The following is an 18,814-nucleotide window of genomic DNA, read 5'->3' on the forward strand; positions in this document are numbered from 1 at the left end:
TCACCTCCAGCAGGGTCATTGGTCCCCCCGTGGCCAGGACCCTCGGCTGTTCTGCGTCGCCGCGACGGGGGCGAAGGTGGATGACATGAACGAACCCGAGGTGCGGACGGACGACACGGGGAGCCACCGCGGCCACATCGTCGTCGGCGTCGATGGATCCGAGCACGCCGACCGCGCCCTCGCGTGGGCGGCTCGACAGGCGGAGCTCGAGCACCGCCCGCTGACCCTGCTGCACGCGTTCGACCCCGTCGGGCGCACCCTCGTAGGTGCCCTGGAGCTCGAGGGTGACAACCGTCTCGAGCTGCTCCGCACCCTGCGGCGTGACGCCCGGCGCACGCTGGACGACGCCGTCGACAAGGTCCGCGAGATCGGGCCCGGCCTCGAGATGCACCACCAGCTGGTCGACACCGATCCGCGCCACGCGCTCGTCAAGGCCTCCACGACCGCCCACCTGCTCGTCGTCGGTGCCCGAGGGCGCGGCTCCCTGCGTGGCCTGCTGCTCGGTTCGGTGAGCGTGGCAGTGGCCCAGCTCGCGGAGTGCCCCACCGTCGTCTGCCGCCCGCCCGGCACCGAACCCACCATCGCCCGGATCGTCGTGGGCGCGGACGGGTCCGCGGCCTCGTGGCCGGTGATCGACTTCGCGTTCAGGCAAGCCTCACGCCGCGCGGTCCCCCTCACCGTCATGCACTGCTTCTGGGAGGTCACCCCCGCGAACGCGCCCGTGGGACCGGATGAAGGCCCGGTCGACATGAAGGTGGTGCTGGCCGAGTCCGTCGCGGGCTTCCGCGAGTCGTACCCCGACGTCGAGGTCGACCTCCAGCTGGCACGCGGGCTCGTCGACCGGGTGCTGGTCGACTCCGCTGCGTCGGCCGACCTCCTGGTCGTCGGGAGGCGGCACAAGCGGGCCGTCGCGCGCCTCCTCCACGCCTCGATGGCCGCAGCCGTCCTCGAACGTGCCGCGGGGACCGTCGCCGTGGTGCCGGAGGCGGACGACCTCGTCGAGAGGTGACCGCCCTCGTCCCCGACGTCAGTCGAGAAGGACGCGCTCCCCGTCGCGTGGCACGATCGCGCAGAGGCCGAGCTCGGCCTCGAGACGACGCGCGAGCGCCGCGCTGGCGGTGGGCTCGCCGTGCACCACGTAGACGCTGTGCGGGGGCTTCTCCGCCGAGCCGACCCACGTGACCAGCTCGTCGGCGTCCGCGTGGACCGAGAAGTCCGGCACCTGGACGACTTCTGCGTGCACCGGCACGTAGTGGCCGTACATCTTCAGGTGCCGCTCTCCCTCCAGGAGCTGGCGTCCTCGAGTGCCCTCCGCCTGGTAGCCCGTGAGCACGATGCAGTTGCGGGGGTCCGAGACCTGGTGCGCCAGGTGGTGCACGATGCGGCCACCGGTGGCCATGCCCGAGGCCGACACGATGATGCAGGGGTACTCGGGGTCGTTGAGCTCGCGCGACTGCGCGGCGTCGTGGACGGCGTGCAGGTCGAGCCGGTCGATCGCGTCCAGGCAGTCGGGGGAACCGCCACGCAGCTGGGCCGAAGGCCGCCTCGCCGCACGGCGGTAGACGTCGAGCGCGGCCAACGCCATGGGGCTGTCGACGTAGACCGGGACACGCGGGATCTGTCCCGCGTCGGTGAGCCGCTGGAGCTCGAGCAGCACCAGCTCGGTCCTGTCGACGGCGAACGCCGGCACCAGGACCGTGCCGCCGCGCGCGACGGTGCGGCGTACGGCGCCCGCCAGCACGTCCGGGTCGGGCGCGGGGTGCTGCCGGTCACCGTAGGTGGACTCGACGACGAGCGTCCCGACAGCCGGCGGCGACGGAGGCGGCCTGAGGAGCGGGTGACCGGGACGGCCGAGGTCGCCGCTGAACGCCGCCCGGTGCCCGTCGGACTCCACCACGGCGATGGACGAGCCGAGGATGTGCCCGGCCGGCAGCAAGGTCGCCTCCATGTCCTCGCCCAGCACGACACGCTCCCCGAACTCGACGGGTTCGAAGAGTCGGAGGGTGGCCTCGACATCGGTGCTGTCGTACAGCGGCAGCGCCGGCCGGTGCTTCGACCAGCCGCCCTCGTTGGCCCACCGGGCGTCCTCCTCCTGGAGGTGGGCGCTGTCCCGCAGCACGATCGCGGCCAGGTCGGCGGTGTCCCGGGTGCTGACGACCCGACCGCGGAAGCCGTCGTTGACGAGCCGGGGCAGGTAGCCGCAGTGGTCGAGATGGGCATGGGTGAGCACCACGGCGTCCAGGCTGGACGGCGGGACGGGGAACGATGTCCAGTTCCTGCGTCGCAACGAGGAGAGCCCCTGGTAGAGGCCGGCGTCGACCAGCACCCGCCGGTCGCCTGCCTCCACGAGGAAGCGGCTCCCGGTGACGGTGCCGGCGGCGCCGAGGAAGGTCAACGTCGGACCTGGCAGGACACGGTCACTGTCCATGTCTCCATCCCCTCACGAGTAGCTCGGTCGACCGGGGTGGCCTCCACGGTGTGCCGGACCACTGTGTGCCGGACCGTGGCCCCGGCAGCAGAGCCGTAGGTCCCGGTCACGCCCGACCTTCGACCTCTGGCTGCCCGGCCGTCGCACGCGCGAGCGTGGTGTCATGACAACCACGTCGGCGTCCACGGCTGCGCCCGTGGCCGGGGGAACGACGGCCGGGGCCTCGGGTCTGACCACGACCGCCGTGCTGCTGCGCCTCGAGCGCGACGGGGCCAACGCGCTCCCCCAACCGGCACGCGAGAGCGCGTGGACCATGTTCGCGCGCCAGCTGACGCACCTCCTGGCGTTGTTGCTGTGGGTGGGGGCCGGCCTCGCTCTGCTGGCCGGGATGCCCGAGCTCTCGGCCGCCATCGTCGTCATCGTCGTGCTCAACGCCTTGTTCGCGTTCGCCCAGGACTACCGCGCCGACCGGTCGACCCAGAAGCTGCGCGCCTTGCTGCCGGCGACCGCGCGCGTGGTCCGCAACGGCGGTGAGTCCGACGTACCTGTCGAGGACCTCGTCGTCGACGACGTCGTGCTCCTCTCCGCCGGCGCCCGGATCGCGGCCGACATGCAGCTGCTCGAAGCGCGTCGCTTCGGGGTCGACGAGTCGATGGTCACCGGCGAGAGTGGTGCGGTCACCCGAGGACCCGGCCAGCCCGTCCTCGCGGGCACGTTCGTCATGTCCGGCGAGGCGCGCGCCGTCGTGACGGCCACGGGCTCCCGGACCACTATCGCGTCGATCGCCACGATGACCGCTCAGGCCGAGCGCCACGCCAGCCCGTTGACCCTCCAGCTCAACCGCGTGGTCCGCGTGGTCGCTGTCCTCGCGGCCCTGACCGGCGTCGTGCTCGGGTTCGCCGCCGTGCTCCTCGGCCTGCCACCCGCGGAGGCCTTCTTGTTCGGGGTGGGCGTCTCGGTCGCCCTCGTGCCGGAGGGGTTGCTGCCGACCGTGACGCTGTCGCTCGCCCACGGGGCACAGCTGATGGCCCGGCAGCACGCCCTCGTACGGCGTCTCGACGCGGTGGAGACCCTGGGCGCCACGACGTTCATCTGCACGGACAAGACGGGCACCCTGACGCAGAACCGGATGAGCGTGGTCGAGGTGGTCACCCCGGCCGGGACGGTCTCCGTGCACGGACGCGGGTACGACCCCGTCGGGACCATCGGCGGGGACGCGGGCGCCCTGGACCAGGCACGGCGCGCGGCGGACGCCGCCCTGGCGTGCGTGTCCGGACGGGCCGTCCAGCGCCAGGACGGCTGGACGGTCGACGGTGACCCGATGGACGCCGCCGTGCACTGCTTGTCACTCCGGCTGGGCCTCCCGCCGACCATCCAGCGCCCCGAGCGGATCCCGTACTCCGCCGAGAGGCTGATGAGCAGTGCCCTCGTCGGCGACCGCGTCTCGGTCCTCGGCGCCCCCGAGGCCGTCCTCGACCGCTGCGCTCCCACGACTCCGGCGGTGCACGAACGGCTCCTCGCCCTCACCGATGCGGGTCGTCGCGTGCTCGCCGTCGCCACGCGGACGTGGTCGGGACCGGCGGGCGAGGAGATGGAGCACGACCTGGAGTTCCTCGGACTGCTGGCGTTGCAGGACCCGCCGCGCCCGGATGTCTCCGATGCGTTGCGCCTGTGCCGCAAGGCCGGCATCCGCGTGGCCATGCTCACCGGCGACCACCCCCGTACCGCCCGCGCCATCGCCGAGGAGGTCGGGCTTCTGGGACCCCTCGGCGCGGTTCTCGACGGTGGCTCACTCCCGGATGACGACGATGCACTCGCCCAGCTGCTCGACAACGACCACGGCGCCGTCGTGGCTCGAGTGACGCCCGCCGGCAAGCTGCGCATCGCGAGAGCGCTGCGCGCCCGCGGACACGTGGTGGCGATGACCGGTGACGGTGTGAACGACGCACCCGCGTTGCGGGAGTCCGACGTCGGGGTCGCGATGGGGGCGAGCGGAAGCGACGTGGCCCGGGAGTCCTCGGACCTGGTGCTGCTCGACGACCACTTCGCCACCATCGTCCGTGCCATCGAGCAGGGCAGGGCGACGTTCCAGAACGTCAAGCGCTTCTTGACCTACCACCTCACCGACAACGTCGCGGAGCTGGCCCCGTTCGCCCTGTGGGCGCTCACCGGAGGATCGTTCCCCCTCGCCATCGGCGTGCTCCAGGTGCTGGCCCTCGACATCGGCACCGACATGCTGCCCGCCCTGGCCCTGGGTCGCGAACCGCCGCGCGGCGGGATCATGGTGGGACTGCGGCGCCGCGTGCTGGTCGACCGGCACCTGCTCACCCGCTCGTTCGGCGTCCTCGGCGCGACCGAGGCCGCGATGTCCCTGAGCGCCTTCGCCCTCGTCCTGGTGCACGGCGGCTGGCGCTGGGGGGCGACCCCGGACGCCGGCCTGCTCGCCGTCGCGTCCGGCACGGCCTTCGCCGCGATCGCGTTCGGCCAGATGGCCAACGCCTTCGCCTGCCGGAGCACCAGCCGGCCGGTCTGGAGGATCCCGCTGCGGGAGAACCTCTGGGTCCTGGCGGCCGTCGCCGCCGAGCTGGTCCTGCTGCTGACGTTCGTCGGTGTCCCGTGGCTGGCCGACCTGCTCGGGGGCGCGTGGCCGAGCACTCTGGGCTGGCTGGCCGCTCTGGCCTCTCCGGCGGCCGTGATCGGCGTCGACACCTGGTTCAAGCGCCGGGGCACCCACTGAGGCGGTGGGCGGACGTCAGTCCGCCTGGTCGAGCTCCGGCCGCCCGGCGTCACGCGGAAGCATGGTCTGCTCGATGAGCGCGTGGATCTCCCGCGTGAGCTGCGTGTTGACCTTCAGCTCCAGCTCCTGCTCCACGAAGTCGTGGTCGGCCTTCGCCTGCTGGACGGCGGCCTGACGGTTCTGGCCGATCATCACGAACGTCGACAGGAAGATGGCCTCGAGGGAGACCACGAGGGTCAGGGTGGGCCAGGGCTCCGACTCCGCGACGAGCATCCACCCGACGAACCCCACCACGTGGACGTAGACGAACGGCATCGATCCGGCGAAGGCGGTGATCGCGTCGGCCAGCCTGGCCTGCCAGTCGCCCGCCCGGTTCTGCAGGTACCTCTCCACTCCGGGGTGGCGGCGTGGCTGGGCCGCCTTGTCCGGTCGCGCGGGGTTGGTCATCGCAGCCTCCAGGTCAGCCGACTCGCGCGTGTCGTCCGCGCAGCGTGTTGGTGCCACGGTGCCCAGCGCCCGTCCACGTCCGGCAGGGCACCTGGACCCGGCAGCGGAAGTCCAAGGTCCCGCCTTGCGGTGACGGCTGCCTCTGACCGCCGCCGTGCGACCGCAGCAGGCTGGCACCGGCGACCGAGCGGTCGTCGTACCCGACGGGAGGGACCGGTCATGTCCACCTCAGAAGCTGTCCAGGAACCCCGGGCGCTGGTGGTGTTCGAGTCGATGTTCGGCAACACCGAGCAGGTGGCCCGGGCCGTCGCCGACGGCTTGGAGGCTGCCGGCGTTCCGACGCGTGTCTCCGAGGTGTCCAGGACGCCTGCCGACCTGCCCGGCTCCGTCGACCTGCTCGTCCTGGGTGCACCCACTCACGCGTTCTCGCTGAGCCGGCCCAAGACCAGGATCGACGCCGTGAGGCAGGGGGCGGATCTCGACAAGGCGGCGGTCGGCCTGCGCGAGTGGCTGGAGACGGCACACCCGCACCGGAACCACCCGGTGCACGTCGCGGTCTACGACACCCGTGTGAGCAAGGTACGACGCCTTCCGGCCGCGGCGGGACCGAGCGCCGCCCGTCTGGCCAAGCGGCGCGGGTTCACCGGCGTCGAGCGGCCGGTGGCCTTCCTCGTCGACGACCTGCGCGGCCCGCTCCTCGACGGTGAGGTCGAGCGCGCGACCGCCTGGGGCCGCTCGATGGCTGCCGAGGTGTCGGAGGTCTCCCGCTGAGCCGCGCTACTTCTGGTGCTTGGTGGCGAAGATCGCCGCCTGGGTGCGGCTGGTGAGCCCGAGCTTGGCGAGCATCGAGGAGACGTAGTTCTTCACGGTCTTCTCGGCGAGGTACAGCTGCTCGCCGATCTGCCGGTTCGTCATGCCCTGGCCGATCAGGTCCAGGATGCGCTGCTCCTGAGCGGTGAGCCTCTCGAGCTCCTTGTCGACCGGGGGACCGTTGCGGACCCGGTCGAGGACGGCTGCGGTCACCGACGGGTCGAGTGTCGACTGACCGGCGGCGACGCGGCGTACGGTGTCGACGAGATCGTTGCCGCGGACCTGCTTCAACGTGTAGCCCGCGGCCCCGGCCATGATCGCCGCGAACAGCGCCTCGTCGTCGTCGTACGACGTCAGGATCAGCGCCTTGACCTCGGGGTCGCGCGAGCGGATCTCGCGACACACGTCGATGCCCGACCCGTCGGGCAGCCTGGCGTCCAGGATCGCCACGTCGGGGCGCAACGCGGGGATCCGCCTGGCCGCCTCGGCTGCGAGACCGGACTCCCCGACCACCACGATGTCGGGCTCTCCCTCCAACAGCTCCTTGATGCCGCGACGCACCACTTCGTGGTCGTCGAGGAGGAACACGCGGATCGGATCGTTCCCCGAAGGGCTCGAGGGCTCGGTGCTCGCGTCTGACACAGGGTCAGGGTAGCCCGGCCGATCGGCCTACGCGGGAAAGGACCTTCGCCCCTGCCCGGTGCCCGTCGAGCCGGGCAGCGTGAAGCCAACGACGATGAGAGGAGACCCCCGATGCTGGTTCGAGAGGTCATGAGCAACGAAGCGATCACCGTGCAGCTCGGCACCCCGGTGAAGTCCGCCCTCGCCGTGCTGGCGAGCGAGCGCATCACGTCCCTCCCCGTGGTGAGCCCCAGCGGCAAGCTACGCGGCATCGTCAGCGAAGCCGACCTGATCCGAGACGGCGTGAGCATGGATGCTCGCCTGCACGAGATCCCACGGGAGAACGTCCTGGTCGAGCGTCACCAGTACGTCGACGACGTCATGACGACCCACGTCCTGACGGTCGGCCCCGACAGCGACCTGGCGGAGGCCGTCGAGCTGATGACGTCCACGGGCGTCAAGAGCGTTCCCGTGGTGGCAGCCAACGGCAAGGTGCTCGGCGTCGTGAGCCGCAGCGACGTGGTCCACATGCTCGCGAGGGCCGACCACGACCTGGAGAGGGACGTCGATGCGGCCCTGGTGTCCGTGGGGCTGCGCGACTGGCTCGTCGAGGTCAACGACGGCACCGTCGAGCTCGTGGCGCCGGCCCGGGGGGTCGACGACCGTGGTCTCGCACGGGTCGTCGCCGGCACGGTCCCGGGCGTCGTGCAGGTGCACATCATCTCGACGGGCTGAGCCCCACGACCCTGACGACGAGGGACCTCTGGCCCTACGGGCGCGCGGCCGCGGGCTGCACCCTGAGACACACCGAGCACGACCAGGAACGACGAGCTACCAGGATTTCCCATGGACAAGCAGACGCTGTTGCCGCGGCCAGTACGCCGCGACCCGGGACGGGGCGAGCCGTGAGCGGCCACACGCGGTCAGACGTCGGCATCCCGGTCCAGATGGGCCGTCGGCTGGTGTCCCTGGCCGTCCGGGCACCGAGCGTCCACAACACCCAGCCGTGGGCCTGGCGGATCCACCCGGACGGCATCGACCTGTACGCCGACGAGTCGCGCCGGCTCGACGCTGCCGACCCGACGGGCCGCAACCTCGTGATCAGCTGCGGTGCAGCGCTGCACCACCTCCGGGTCGTGGCCCGTGCGTCCGGACTCATGCCGGAGGTCAGCCGTCTCCCCGACCCCGAGGATCCCACCCTGCTGGCGCAGGTCAGGTTCTCTCCCGCTCCGCTCCCCCGCACGGCGGCAGCCGACCTGCGGGCCGTCCAGGAGCGCAGCACGGACCGCCGTCGCTTCACGTCGTGGCCTGTGCCCAACGAGCGGCTGCGCCTGCTCGCCCAGGAGGTCGAGGAGGACGGCGGCGCCGCCGTCCCGGTCACCGATGTCACTGACCGCTTCCGGGTGGACCTGATGGTGCGCCAGGCGCACCGGTTGCAGCAACGCGACGAGAGGATCGTCGCGGAGGTCCAACGCTGGACCGACCGCAACGCCTACGACGGACTCCCCTCCGACCACCTGCCGGCGCGCCCGGTGGTCCCGGACAAGCTTCCCAGCCGCTTCGACGAGGGACTCCTCCCCGACAACGGTCAGGAGGTGGAGAGCGGCGACGGCCTGATCCTGCTCTGCGGCGAGGACGACTCGCGCGCCTCCTGGCTCCGTGGCGGTGAGTCCCTCAGCGCCCTGTGGCTGAGCGCCGCCAAGGGCGGGCTCTCCGTCGTCCCGCTGAGCCAGGTGATCGAGGTGTCCGAGACCCGCGAAGCCCTGCAGCACCAGGTGCTGGGCGACGTCGCCGTCCCGCTGCTGCTCATCCGGGTCGGCTGGCAACCCATCAGCCGCAGCCAGCTGGAGCCCACACCGCGCCGCCCGCTCGACGACGTGCTGCTGACCTGAGCCCGTGACATGAACCGGTCCTGGGTCGTCGCCTGTGCCGCCGCCGAGGCGATCGGCATCACGGCGGCCTCCGGCGCCGCGCGCTGCGCCATGGCATTGGAAGACCGCGGTGCCGCCCACGCTGCGGCGTGGGGACTCGCATCGTGGTCGCGGGCGGCTTGGTCGAGGGAACGGCGCTGGGCTGGCTCCAGGCTCGGTCCCTGGCCCGGGTCCTCGGCCCGATCGGCCGCCGCCGCTGGCTCGTGGCCACCGTCGTGGTGGCCGGACTGGGGTGGGCGGCGGCCTCCGCTCCTGCGGTGCTGGCCGGCGACGACGGCGGTGCCCAGCCGCCGCTCGGGCTGGTGCTCCTGGGAGCGGTCGGCCTGGGCGCCACGATGGGCGCCGTCCTGGGTGCTGCGCAGGGATGGGCCCTCCGGCACCGGGTGCGGCACCCGTGGAGATGGGTCATCGGCAGCGCGGCGGGTTGGGCCGTCGCCATGCCCGTCGTCTTCCTGGGCGCGTCCGTCGTGCCTGGGAGCTGGGCCTGGTGGCTGGTGGTCCCGGTGGGAACCGTGACCGGCGCGGTCGCCGGGTCGGTGCTCGGGGTGGCCAGCGGCCCGTTCCTGGGCACCCTCGACGGGCCGGCGTGGCACCACCGCCTCGTTCTCCGGATCCTGTCGTCCCGCCTGGCTCGCACGCCGGCCGGGGCAGTCGACGGGGGTCTGGTCGCGCTGCGCGTCACGGGCCGCCGCACCGGACGGGCCTACCGCTTCCCGGTCGAGGCGGCTTGGTGGCAGTCCGATCGTCTCGTGGTGCTGCCCGGGCACTCGGAGCGCAAGACCTGGTGGCGCAACCTCGAGGCCCGCCCCGAGGTCGAGGTCCTGCTGGCCGCCGAGTGGATCCCTGCGCGAGCAATCCTGCTGCGGCCGGGCGACGCGGACCGCCCGGCCGCCCTCGACGCCTACGCCGCTCGCTTCCCGTCGGCACGCGCATCGGCGGACCCGCTGGTCGTGCTCGAGCTGGCGTCGAAGGGCCGGCGCGCGGGCCGTTCGTCCTCCCTCCGCGGGTCGTCTGCCGGTACCGCCTGAGTCGAGCGCGTCGCACGTTGGAAGCACACGGACCCGGCCTGGCCGAGGGTTCATCGGGTTGGCGGTCGCCGGACCGGGTCCCGATCGAAGGAGCAGCCATGAACACCACGCTTCCTCAGGGTCCCCCGAGCGGTGCCGTGGTCGTCGGAGTCGCGCTCGACGGATCCCCGGCAGCCTTGAGCTTCGCTGCGGCGGAGGCGTGCCGCACCCACCGCCCCCTGCACCTGGTCCACGTCCTGCGGATCTCTGGAGTCGAGGCCTACGCCGGAGTCGTGCAGGGCGCGTGGGAGGCAGCCGACCAGGCTCTCGCGCACGCGCTGGCGCAGGCCCGGGACCTGGTGGTGGGTGAGGTCCCGGTGACGGCCGAGCGCCTCGACGGCGGTTGGCTCGTCGCCGATCTGGTCGACCGCGCGTCCCGCGGCGCGATGCTGGTGATGGAGCACCGTCGCATCGGCCCGGTGCGTCGTGTGGTGACAGGGTCGGTCGTCGCCGGGGTCGCCAGTCGCTGCGCCGTCCCCGTGGTCTCGGTCCCCGAGGGCTGGCGCCCAGGAGAGTCGCAGGCCGTGGTGACCGTTGGTGTCCAGGACGCCGGCGAGGCCGAGCCGCTGGTGCGCCGCGCCCTGTCCGAGGCCCGCGCGCGAGACGTCGGCGTGGTCGTCCTGCACGCCTGGTACCTCGACGAGGGCTATGACTCCGTGGTCGCCGACCGCGCGTTCCGGGCCGAGCGCAAGAGGAAGCTGACCCGCGAGCTCACGCCCGCTATCGAGGCCGCGAGCGCGGACTTCCCCGACGTCCCGGTGCGGTTGTGGGTCCGCCATGCCATCCCGACGGGAGCCCTCGTCGACAGCGGCTCGTCCTCCGAGCTCTTGGTCATCGGCCGTCGGCACCACCTGCTGCCTCTCGGGAGCCACCTCGGTCCCGTGGCTCGCGCCGTCCTGCAGTACGGCACCTGCCCGGTGCTGTTGAACCCCGAGAGTCCCGTCGAGGGCGCCGTCCCCGTCGACGACACCGGTCACGCTCGTCGGGCCGCGCAACCCGCCTGAGCTGTCGATCCCGGGCCTTGCTACCCCGGCCGCTAGAGACCTTTGGCCCTGTGTCGGGACGCGCCGCACAACGACTCTGAGTGAGTCATGAACGCACGCGAGGAGGACGTCATGAACGCCGATGAGCGATGGTTCCAAGGACACCTGCGAGAGCTCGACGAGGCCGAGTGCTGGGAGCTCCTGCGCTCCTGCGAGGTGGGCCGGGTGGCGTACGTCGACGCCCGCGGTCCGATGGTCGTGCCGGTCACCTTCGTGGCCGAGGACGCGTCGCTGCTGTTCCGGGTGTCGGCGTACTCCGAGCTGGCGCGGCACCTCCCCGGCGCGGAGGCGGCTCTCGAGGTGGACGACATCGACTACTTCACCCGCTCCGGCTGGAGCGTCGTCCTGCGCGGACCGATCGAGGTCGTCCCGAGCGACGAGCTGCCACCGGTCGACGCGCGACCCACGCCGTGGCCTGAGGGGCAGCGCAGCCTGTATCTGCGGTTGACCGCCGCCCTGGTGACCGGCCGTCGCCTGCTCGAGGCCTGAGACGGAGCCCACGATGCGCGACCGCGCACACAAGCGTCCCGTCTGGCCACGGAGGCTGCTGGTCCTGCTGTCGGCCCTCAACACGGTGGGCGCACTCGGCGGCGCCGCGGGGCTGGTGCTCGGGATCCTGGATCTCGGGCCCACCGTCACCGGCCGGCTCCCCTTCGGGAGCGCCGTGCTCGGCGGTGTCGCGCTCGGGTTGCTCGTCGCCGTGCCCAACGGCGCGCTGCTCGTCCTCGCCCTGCAGCGCAGCCGCCACACCGGGCTGCTCGGGATCGCGGTCGGTGCCGCGATGGTGGTGTGGATCCTGGTCCAGCTCGCCTTCATCCGCGAGCTCAGCTTCTTCCACCCGCTGTACGTCGCCGTCGGTCTGCTCATGGTCTGGGCCGGCAACCGGACGGTGCGCCTCGACGTCGGCGCCTCGGCTTCATCCGTCACGCGAGAGCTGCTCCGGGGAGGGAAGCGATGAAGCGTCTCGCCCTGCTCGCCGGGGCAGCCGGGTGGCTGGTGCTCCATCGTCTGGGCCGCACCTACGGCTCGACACGACACGAGCGGGTCCACCCGCTTCCGGGCGACGGTCTCGTCGAGGACGCCCAGGTCGTGGCCACCCATGCCGTCACGGTGGCCGCACGGCCCGAGGAGGTCTGGCCGTGGCTGGTGCAGGTGGGCTGGCACCGGGCAGGGTGGTACACGGCGCGGTGGGTGGACCGCCTCTTCTTCCCGGACAACCTCCCCAGTGCGGACCTGGTCGTGCCCGAGCTCCAGCACCTCGAGGTCGGCGACTTCGTGCCGGACGGGGCCTTCGACACCCTGTGTGGGTTCGTGGTCGTGGAGAAGGACCCGGAGCGGCACCTCGTGCTGCGCTCCACCAGCCACCTCCCCTTGTCCTGGCGCCGACGTGGGATCGCCGGAGTCGACTGGACGTGGGCCTTCGTCCTGGTGCCCGTCACCGACGGCACCCGCCTGCTCTTCCGGTGGCGGGCCCACACGCGGCCCTGGTGGCTGAGCGTGGGCGCCCACGCCTTCCTGCTGCCGGCCGACTACGTGATGTCGCACAGCATGCTGCGGGGCATCGCTCGTCGGGTCGCCGCCGCACGGCGCCTGGCCCCTGCGACGGCTCAGCCGTAGAGGGGGACTTTCGCCCTCATCGGCGTGGGACCTCCGTGCCTGCTGCCCCGCCGTCGGCGCCGATGGAATGGACGGGAACCCACCACCACAGGAGATACGCCATGAAGGCTGCCGTCGTACCCCAGCTCGGAGCACCCCTCGAGATCCGCGAGGTGCCCGTCCCCCGACCCGGTCCCGGCCAGGTGCTCGTCAAGATCGAGGCCAGCGGCCTGTGCCACACCGACATCCACGCCGCGCGTGGCGACTGGCCGGTCAAGCCCAAGATCCCGCTCGTCCCGGGTCACGAAGGGGTCGGCACCGTCGAGGTGCTGGGTGACGGCGTTGCATCACTGACCGTCGGCGACCGGGTCGCGCTGCCCTGGTTGGGACTCGCCTGCGGGCACTGCCGCTCCTGCGTCTCCGGCTGGGAGACCTACTGCGCGACGCCGCAGTACATGGGCTACACGATGGACGGCTCGTACGCCGAGTACGCCATCGGCAACGCGTCCCACGTCGTCCGGGTGCCCGACGGAGTCAGCTCCTTCGACGCCGCACCGCTGACGTGCGCCGGCGTGACGACGTACAAGGCCATCAAGGTCGCCCACCCGCAACCGGGTGAGACCGCCATGGTCGTGGGCATCGGTGGCCTGGGGCACCTCGGGCTGCAGTACGCCAAGATCTTCGGCGCCACCACCGTGGCGGTCGACGTCGACGACGCCAAGCTCCAGCTCGCCAAGGACCTCGGAGCCGACCACGTCATCGATGCCCGCGGGGACCAGGCCGCCGAGCTGGCGGCCATCGGCGGTGTCGACATCGCGCTGGTGACCGTCCCGTCGCCCGCAGCGATGCGAGCCGCCCACGCAGCGCTGAACCCCAACGGCCGCCTGGTGATCGTCGGGCTTCCGGCCGACAACCGCCTGGAGATCCCGGTCTTCGAGACCGTGCTCAAGGGCATCAGCGTGATCGGCTCGCTCGTCGGCACTCGCAACGACCTGCAGGACTGCTTTGCGCTGCACGCCGACGGACGCACCCGCGTGGTCGCCGAGAGCCGCCGGCTCGAGGACGTCAACGCCTGCTTCGAGGAGGTCCTGGCTGGCGACGTGCCGGCACGTCTGGTCTTCGACCTCTCCTGAACGCCCGGAGCACGCGACGGGAGGACCCCATGGCCTCAGGACAGGTGGACCTCTACTGGCTCCCGCTCGGGGCCGGTGGGCACTGCGTACGGGTCAACGGCCGGATCTACGAGGCGATCTCGGCGCGGCTCGCCGGCCGGGAGCGGATGGCGCTGTACCACTCGGCCCTGGAGGTCCACCTGTCCGGCGATCGCTTCGTCATCGAGATGGGGCCGGTGTGGAACGCGCCGGATCCTCACCGGGACGTCGTGGGGGAAGGTCCTGTCGGTCTGCGGAGCCTGCGCCGGTCGCGGCTGTTCCGCTACGAGGTGCGCTGCTGGCGCAACGGCCGCATCCCGGACGTCGACGAGGCGGTCGAGAGCCCGCAGCACCTGAGTCATGACGCCGCCTCGACAGGTCGGGTCCTGCAGCTGCTCCCGGACTTTCCCCTCCGCACGTGGGGAGTGGACGAGCAGCGCACCGGCGACATGTGGAACTCCAACTCCCTGATCTCCTGGCTGCTGGCCCGCAGTGGACACGACCTCGGCTCCGTCCGTCCGCCGGCCGGCGGACGGGCCCCGGGCTGGGACGCCGGCCTCGTCGTGGCGATGCGTGACGGGGGCGCCGGTGGTCCCGTCGGGAGAGGACCTTCCGCTCTGGGCGCCTCCCACGTGGACGACCAGCCTGGGAGGGAACAGCGGATCCGGAGGTGAGCCATGGTCGGCGCACTCGGTGTTCGTACCGAGGATCGTCGCCGGCTGGTTCGCGGCGCGCCACGTTCGCAGGGCTGACGGACCTCTGTCTTGACGCACCCGGAAGGAGAGAAGGATGAACAACATCTCACGCGCACTCGAGTCACCCCTGACCGCTCCGATCGTGATCTGGATGGCCACGGTCGTGATGGCCCTCGGGGCCCCCGACATGGTCAGTGGCTCCCAGCACGAGCACCTGCCGCTGGCCCTGATCACCACCTGGCTCTGGGCCGTGGCCGCGACGGTGTACGCCCTGATGACACCGTCTCGGAATTCGCTCTCCCGCTGGACCCTGGGCGTCGCCACCCTCTGGGTCGCCACCGCCCTGATCGCCGTGGCGGCACCGGTCATGGTGACCGGCAGCGACCCGACCCGCATCCCGCTCGCCGTCATCGTGGCCCCGCCCGTCGCCGCCGTGGTGACCGGCATGTTGTCGCTGCAGCAGGCGAACCTGCCCGAGAAGCCACGCGAGAGCCGCCGCGACGCGTCCGAGGACCGACAGCCCGCTCGGTCCTGACCGGTGACGCCGGTTGAGGCACGGCCCACCGACGCAGGCGGCGAACCCGTCGGGCACAAGGACCCGTGGGGCCGGGTCCCGCGACCCATGTGCCCGGATGCGTGCCCTCCTACGGTCGAAGACAACGCAGAGAAGTGGTGGTGACGATGAGGAACCTGCTGGTGCTCGGCGCCGGCACCGCCGGCACGATGGCAGCCAACAAGCTGCGGCGGCGCCTGGACGACCGCGACTGGACGATCACGGTGGTCGACCGGGATGACGAGCACCACTACCAGCCCGGCTACCTGTTCATCCCGTTCGGGACCTACGACCGTGACGACGTCGTGCGCACGCGGCACCACTTCGTGGCCGACGGCATCCGCCTCGTCCTCGGCGAGATCGACCGCGTCGAGCCGGAGGCGGGCCTCGTCCGGCTGGAGGACGGCCGCACACTCCCCTACGACTACCTGGTCATCGCGACCGGCACCACGCCGCGCCCCGACCAGACGCCCGGCATGCTCGGACCCGAGTGGCGCAAGAGCATCTTCGACTTCTACACCCTCGATGGCGCCGAGGCGCTCGCGGACGCGCTCCTCGAGCTCGACCACGGCCGCCTGGTGGTCCACATCACCGAGATGCCGATCAAGTGTCCGGTCGCTCCGCTGGAGTTCACCTTCCTGGCCGACGACTGGCTCAGCGAGCGTGGCCTGCGTCAGAACGTGGAGCTCGTCTTCGTGACGCCGCTGGACGGCCCGTTCACGCGGCCCATCGCGTCGGCCCGTCTCGGGGCCATGCTCGAGGACCGCAACATCGTCGTCGAGAGCGACTTCATGCTGGAGCGGATCGACGCCGAGAACCGCACGCTGGTCTCCTACGACGAGCGCGAGATCCCGTTCGACCTGCTCGTCACGGTGCCGGTGAACATGGGTGCCGACTTCGTCGCGCGTTCCGGGCTCGGGGACGAGCTCAACTACGTGCCGGTCGACAAGCACACGCTGCTCTCCACGAAGTACCCCAACATCTTCGCCCTCGGCGACGCCTCCGACATCCCGGCATCGAAGGCGGGGTCGGTGGCGCACTTCGCCTGCGAGGTCTTCGTCGAGAACTTCCTCAAGCACATCGACGGACTGCCCATGACGGTGGCGTTCGACGGGCACGCCAACTGCTTCGTCGAGTCGGGCGACGACCGGGCGCTGCTGATCGACTTCAACTACGAGACCGAACCACTCCCGGGCAAGTACCCCGTGCCCGTCGTCGGCCCGCTCAGCCTGCTCGAGGAGACCCGCGCCAACCACCTCGGGAAGCTCGCCTTCCGGCACGTGTACTGGAACGTGCTGCTTCCCGGACGCCCCGTCCCGTTGCCGTCCCACATGTCGATGGCCGGCAAGCACGTCCACACGAAGGAGGAGTGACGACCATGCCCACCACCACCATCGACGGGCACGAGATCCACGTCGACGCCGAGGGATTCATGACCGATCCGGAGGAGTGGACCGAGGTGCTCGGCAAGTCCCTGGCCCACCAGATCGGGATCGAGCTCACCGACGAACACTGGAGGGCGATCCGCTTCCTGCGCAGCGACTTCCACGAGCAGGGCGAAACCGCGACACTGCGCCGGATCAGCGTCGTGGGTGGCATCCCCACCAAGCAGCTGTTCGAGCTGTTCCCCCAGAAGCCGGCGAAGAAGCTCGCGTACGTCGCGGGGCTGCCCAAGCCGCACGGCTGCGTGTGAGAGGAGAGAAGTCATGACCAGCACACCCGCTCCCGGAGCCGTCGAGACGCCGTTCGTGCCGTCCTTCGGCGAGGTGGACACGAGCCGAAAGCTCGCGATCATCTGCTCCAAGGGCACCCTCGACATGGCCTACCCGGGCCTGGTACTCGCCAACGCAGCACTCGGTGAGGGCATCGAGACGCACCTGTTCTTCACGTTCTGGGGCTTCGACATGATCAACAAGAAGACCATGGGCGACCTGAAGTTCACGATGCTCGGCAACACGGCCACCCACATGCCCCAGGGCCTGGGCGGCCTGCCCGGGATGACGGCGCTGGCGACCCACCAGATGCGCAAGACGATCGCGGACCTGGGGATCCCCGACGTCCCCGAGTTCCTGCAGCAGATCGTCGACTCCGGCGGTCACCTGTGGGCCTGCCGGATGTCGGCCGACATGCAGCACCTGGAGATGGAGGACCTCTACGACGAGGTGGAGGACATCATCAGCGCGTCCGACTTCATCGAGAAGACGGCCGGCGCGCAGCTGCTGTTCATCTGAGCCGTCCGCCGCTCAGCGACGACTGAGCCGACCGAGCAGCCCGGTGCGAGGCGTCTCCCGGTGACCCTCGCACCGGGCCTCTTCCGGGTACGGCGCGAGCACCTGGTCGACGTGGCGGCCACAGCCTCGCCAGGTCACCAGACCGCACGTCCGGCAACGCACTGCATGACACATCTCGGGTGTCCTTCCTCTCGTCCTGCCGACTTGGGTGTATCCCCCCGGGGGGATACGATGGACACCATACCGAACCCGTCGAAGGAGCACCTCCATGGCGACCATCGCCCTCACTGCCGCTGACGTGGCCCTCGTGGACGCCTCATGAGCGGCTACACGATGGCGGTGACCCTCGACCAGCCGTACGACGACGTCGTCTCCCGGGTCAAGGACGCCTTGGCCGAGCAGGGCTTCGGCGTGCTGACCGAGATCGACGTCCGCGCCACGATGCGCGCCAAGCTCGGGATCGACGTGCCCGACCAGGTGATCCTCGGGGCGTGCCGCCCGGAGCTCGCCCACCGCGCGCTGGACGCGGCTCCCTCCGTCGCCGCGCTGCTCCCGTGCAACGTCACGGTGCGGACCACGGACGCCGGCACCGTCGTCGAGGTCGTCGACCCCGCTGTGATGAGCCGCCTGGAGGACAGCGCCGAGATCGGGGCGGTGGCGAACGAGGCTCGCTCCCGCCTGTCGGCAGCACTGCAGGCCCTCGCGACGATCCCCGAGGTGGCGTGACGTGGAGATCGAACCCACCGAGATGCGGGCCATCGTCAACCGCGCCAAGCGGGCCCACGGCCACCTGGGCAAGGTGATCTCGATGATGGACGAGGGTGCCGACTGCGAGGTGGTCCTCACGCAGCTGGCCGCCGTCCTCAAGGCCCTCGAGCGCACCGGTTTCGCCATCGTCGCCACCGGCCTCCAGCAGTGCATGGCGGCCGGAGACGGACCCGAGAGCGTCGACGTGAAGAAGATGGAGAAGCTCTTCCTCGGCCTCGCCTGACCCACCCATCCCCACCAGGAGACCAACGATGACCACCCTCGAGACCGACCAGTCGATCCACGGCCGCCGCGTGCTCGACGAGCTCTCCCCGCTCCACCGCCAGCTGCGCCGCGCCGTACCGGACGTCTACCGCGGGTTCGGCGAGCTGCACGGCGCCGCGTTCGCCGACGGCGCCCTGGACACACGCACCAAGGAGCTGATCGCCCTGGCGATCGCGGTGGTCGAGGGCTGCGACGGGTGCATCGCGTCGCACGCCCAGGCGGCGGCCCGCGCCGGGGCGTCGCGGCAGGAGGCCGCGGAGGCCATCGGAGTCACCTTCCTGATGCACGGCGGACCCGCCACCATCCACGGTCCCCGCGCGTACGACGCGTTCTGCGAGTTCGCCCCCGAGCTCCCCGGCGACGAGTCTCGCGCCTAGGTGTACCCGGCCAGGACCTGGGTAGCGGCGAGCCTGGTTGAACGAACGAGAACCTCCGAATGGGATGTGGCTTGTCTAAGGCCCACTTCCACCCG

General features: G+C 71.4%; 22 protein-coding genes. 19 read left to right on the top strand and 3 right to left on the bottom strand.

The annotated features are described in order from the left end of the window. The first annotated feature begins 85 nt into the window (after window positions 1-85). On the top strand, window positions 86-1,009 hold the full coding sequence (locus ISU07_RS15460; RefSeq protein WP_194707713.1) for a universal stress protein: 924 nt from the start codon (window positions 86-88) through the stop codon (window positions 1,007-1,009). Window positions 1,010-1,027: 18 nt separating this feature from the next. Here ISU07_RS15460 and ISU07_RS15465 read toward each other — a convergent pair whose 3' ends face one another. Continuing rightward, a complete protein-coding gene (locus ISU07_RS15465) occupies window positions 1,028-2,428 on the bottom strand; it encodes an MBL fold metallo-hydrolase RNA specificity domain-containing protein (protein ID WP_194707714.1) in 1,401 nt (466 codons plus the stop codon). A 163-nt stretch (window positions 2,429-2,591) separates the two neighbouring features. Between ISU07_RS15465 and ISU07_RS15470 the strand changes: the two genes are divergently transcribed. After that, window positions 2,592-5,165 carry a cation-translocating P-type ATPase gene (locus tag ISU07_RS15470; RefSeq protein WP_194707715.1) on the top strand — a complete coding sequence of 858 codons (2,574 nt, stop codon included), beginning with the start codon at window positions 2,592-2,594 and terminating at the stop codon, window positions 5,163-5,165. A 15-nt stretch (window positions 5,166-5,180) separates the two neighbouring features. On the opposite strand, the gene ISU07_RS15475 is transcribed toward ISU07_RS15470, so the two are convergent. Next, window positions 5,181-5,612, bottom strand: coding sequence for a DUF1003 domain-containing protein (locus ISU07_RS15475; protein ID WP_194707716.1), 432 nt, complete (start codon window positions 5,610-5,612; stop codon window positions 5,181-5,183). Between the two features lie 219 nt (window positions 5,613-5,831). Here ISU07_RS15475 and ISU07_RS15480 point away from each other — a divergent pair, with 219 nt between their 5' ends. After that, window positions 5,832-6,383, top strand: coding sequence for a flavodoxin family protein (locus ISU07_RS15480; protein WP_194707717.1), 552 nt, complete (start codon window positions 5,832-5,834; stop codon window positions 6,381-6,383). Window positions 6,384-6,389: 6 nt separating this feature from the next. On the opposite strand, the gene ISU07_RS15485 is transcribed toward ISU07_RS15480, so the two are convergent. Then, window positions 6,390-7,016: a response regulator gene (locus ISU07_RS15485; protein WP_194707745.1), complete on the bottom strand. Its 627-nt coding sequence runs from the start codon at window positions 7,014-7,016 to the stop codon at window positions 6,390-6,392. A 159-nt stretch (window positions 7,017-7,175) separates the two neighbouring features. Here ISU07_RS15485 and ISU07_RS15490 point away from each other — a divergent pair, with 159 nt between their 5' ends. The 16 genes from ISU07_RS15490 to ISU07_RS15565 all read left to right on the top strand — a co-directional run bounded on the left by ISU07_RS15490 (window position 7,176) and on the right by ISU07_RS15565 (window position 18,719). Next, a complete protein-coding gene (locus ISU07_RS15490) occupies window positions 7,176-7,778 on the top strand; it encodes a CBS domain-containing protein (RefSeq protein ID WP_194707718.1) in 603 nt (200 codons plus the stop codon). 170 nt (window positions 7,779-7,948) lie between these two features. After that, a complete protein-coding gene (locus ISU07_RS15495; RefSeq protein ID WP_194707719.1) occupies window positions 7,949-8,935 on the top strand; it encodes an Acg family FMN-binding oxidoreductase in 987 nt (328 codons plus the stop codon). Window positions 8,936-9,063: 128 nt separating this feature from the next. Then, a complete protein-coding gene (locus ISU07_RS24860) occupies window positions 9,064-10,002 on the top strand; it encodes a nitroreductase/quinone reductase family protein (protein WP_194707720.1) in 939 nt (312 codons plus the stop codon). Window positions 10,003-10,100: 98 nt separating this feature from the next. Continuing rightward, complete coding sequence (locus tag ISU07_RS15505; RefSeq protein ID WP_194707721.1) at window positions 10,101-11,045, top strand: universal stress protein; 945 nt, start codon at window positions 10,101-10,103, stop codon at window positions 11,043-11,045. 111 nt (window positions 11,046-11,156) lie between these two features. Continuing rightward, window positions 11,157-11,573 carry a pyridoxamine 5'-phosphate oxidase family protein gene (locus ISU07_RS15510; RefSeq protein ID WP_194707722.1) on the top strand — a complete coding sequence of 139 codons (417 nt, stop codon included), beginning with the start codon at window positions 11,157-11,159 and terminating at the stop codon, window positions 11,571-11,573. Between the two features lie 13 nt (window positions 11,574-11,586). Next, a complete protein-coding gene (locus tag ISU07_RS15515) occupies window positions 11,587-12,042 on the top strand; it encodes a hypothetical protein (RefSeq protein WP_194707723.1) in 456 nt (151 codons plus the stop codon). Beyond that, on the top strand, window positions 12,039-12,701 hold the full coding sequence (locus ISU07_RS15520; RefSeq protein WP_194707724.1) for an SRPBCC family protein: 663 nt from the start codon (window positions 12,039-12,041) through the stop codon (window positions 12,699-12,701). The genes ISU07_RS15515 and ISU07_RS15520 overlap by 4 nt, the downstream gene beginning before the upstream one ends. A gap of 101 nt (window positions 12,702-12,802) precedes the next feature. Beyond that, the gene (locus ISU07_RS15525; protein WP_194707725.1) at window positions 12,803-13,813 is read left to right on the top strand and encodes a zinc-dependent alcohol dehydrogenase; all 1,011 of its coding nucleotides are present in this window, start codon (window positions 12,803-12,805) and stop codon (window positions 13,811-13,813) included. 29 nt (window positions 13,814-13,842) lie between these two features. Continuing rightward, window positions 13,843-14,505: a hypothetical protein gene (locus ISU07_RS15530; protein WP_194707726.1), complete on the top strand. Its 663-nt coding sequence runs from the start codon at window positions 13,843-13,845 to the stop codon at window positions 14,503-14,505. A 115-nt stretch (window positions 14,506-14,620) separates the two neighbouring features. Beyond that, window positions 14,621-15,061, top strand: coding sequence for a hypothetical protein (locus tag ISU07_RS15535; RefSeq protein WP_194707727.1), 441 nt, complete (start codon window positions 14,621-14,623; stop codon window positions 15,059-15,061). A 146-nt stretch (window positions 15,062-15,207) separates the two neighbouring features. Then, entirely contained in the window at window positions 15,208-16,452 is a 1,245-nt protein-coding gene (sqr, locus tag ISU07_RS15540; protein WP_194707728.1) for a type III sulfide quinone reductase, selenoprotein subtype, read from the top strand. A gap of 5 nt (window positions 16,453-16,457) precedes the next feature. Next, window positions 16,458-16,772 carry a TusE/DsrC/DsvC family sulfur relay protein gene (locus ISU07_RS15545; protein ID WP_194707729.1) on the top strand — a complete coding sequence of 105 codons (315 nt, stop codon included), beginning with the start codon at window positions 16,458-16,460 and terminating at the stop codon, window positions 16,770-16,772. Window positions 16,773-16,785: 13 nt separating this feature from the next. Then, window positions 16,786-17,310 (top strand): DsrE/DsrF/DrsH-like family protein, encoded by a 525-nt coding sequence (locus ISU07_RS15550; protein ID WP_194707730.1) that lies wholly within the window; start codon window positions 16,786-16,788, stop codon window positions 17,308-17,310. Window positions 17,311-17,628: 318 nt separating this feature from the next. Further along, window positions 17,629-18,036 carry a DUF302 domain-containing protein gene (locus ISU07_RS15555; RefSeq protein WP_194707731.1) on the top strand — a complete coding sequence of 136 codons (408 nt, stop codon included), beginning with the start codon at window positions 17,629-17,631 and terminating at the stop codon, window positions 18,034-18,036. Window position 18,037: 1 nt separating this feature from the next. After that, window positions 18,038-18,301, top strand: coding sequence for a metal-sensitive transcriptional regulator (locus ISU07_RS15560; protein WP_194707732.1), 264 nt, complete (start codon window positions 18,038-18,040; stop codon window positions 18,299-18,301). A 28-nt stretch (window positions 18,302-18,329) separates the two neighbouring features. Then, the gene (locus ISU07_RS15565; protein ID WP_194707733.1) at window positions 18,330-18,719 is read left to right on the top strand and encodes a carboxymuconolactone decarboxylase family protein; all 390 of its coding nucleotides are present in this window, start codon (window positions 18,330-18,332) and stop codon (window positions 18,717-18,719) included. Window positions 18,720-18,814: the final 95 nt, after the last annotated feature.

The sequence above is a fragment of the Nocardioides islandensis genome (genome assembly GCF_015352455.1).
GTDB lineage: Bacteria > Actinomycetota > Actinomycetes > Propionibacteriales > Nocardioidaceae > Nocardioides > Nocardioides islandensis.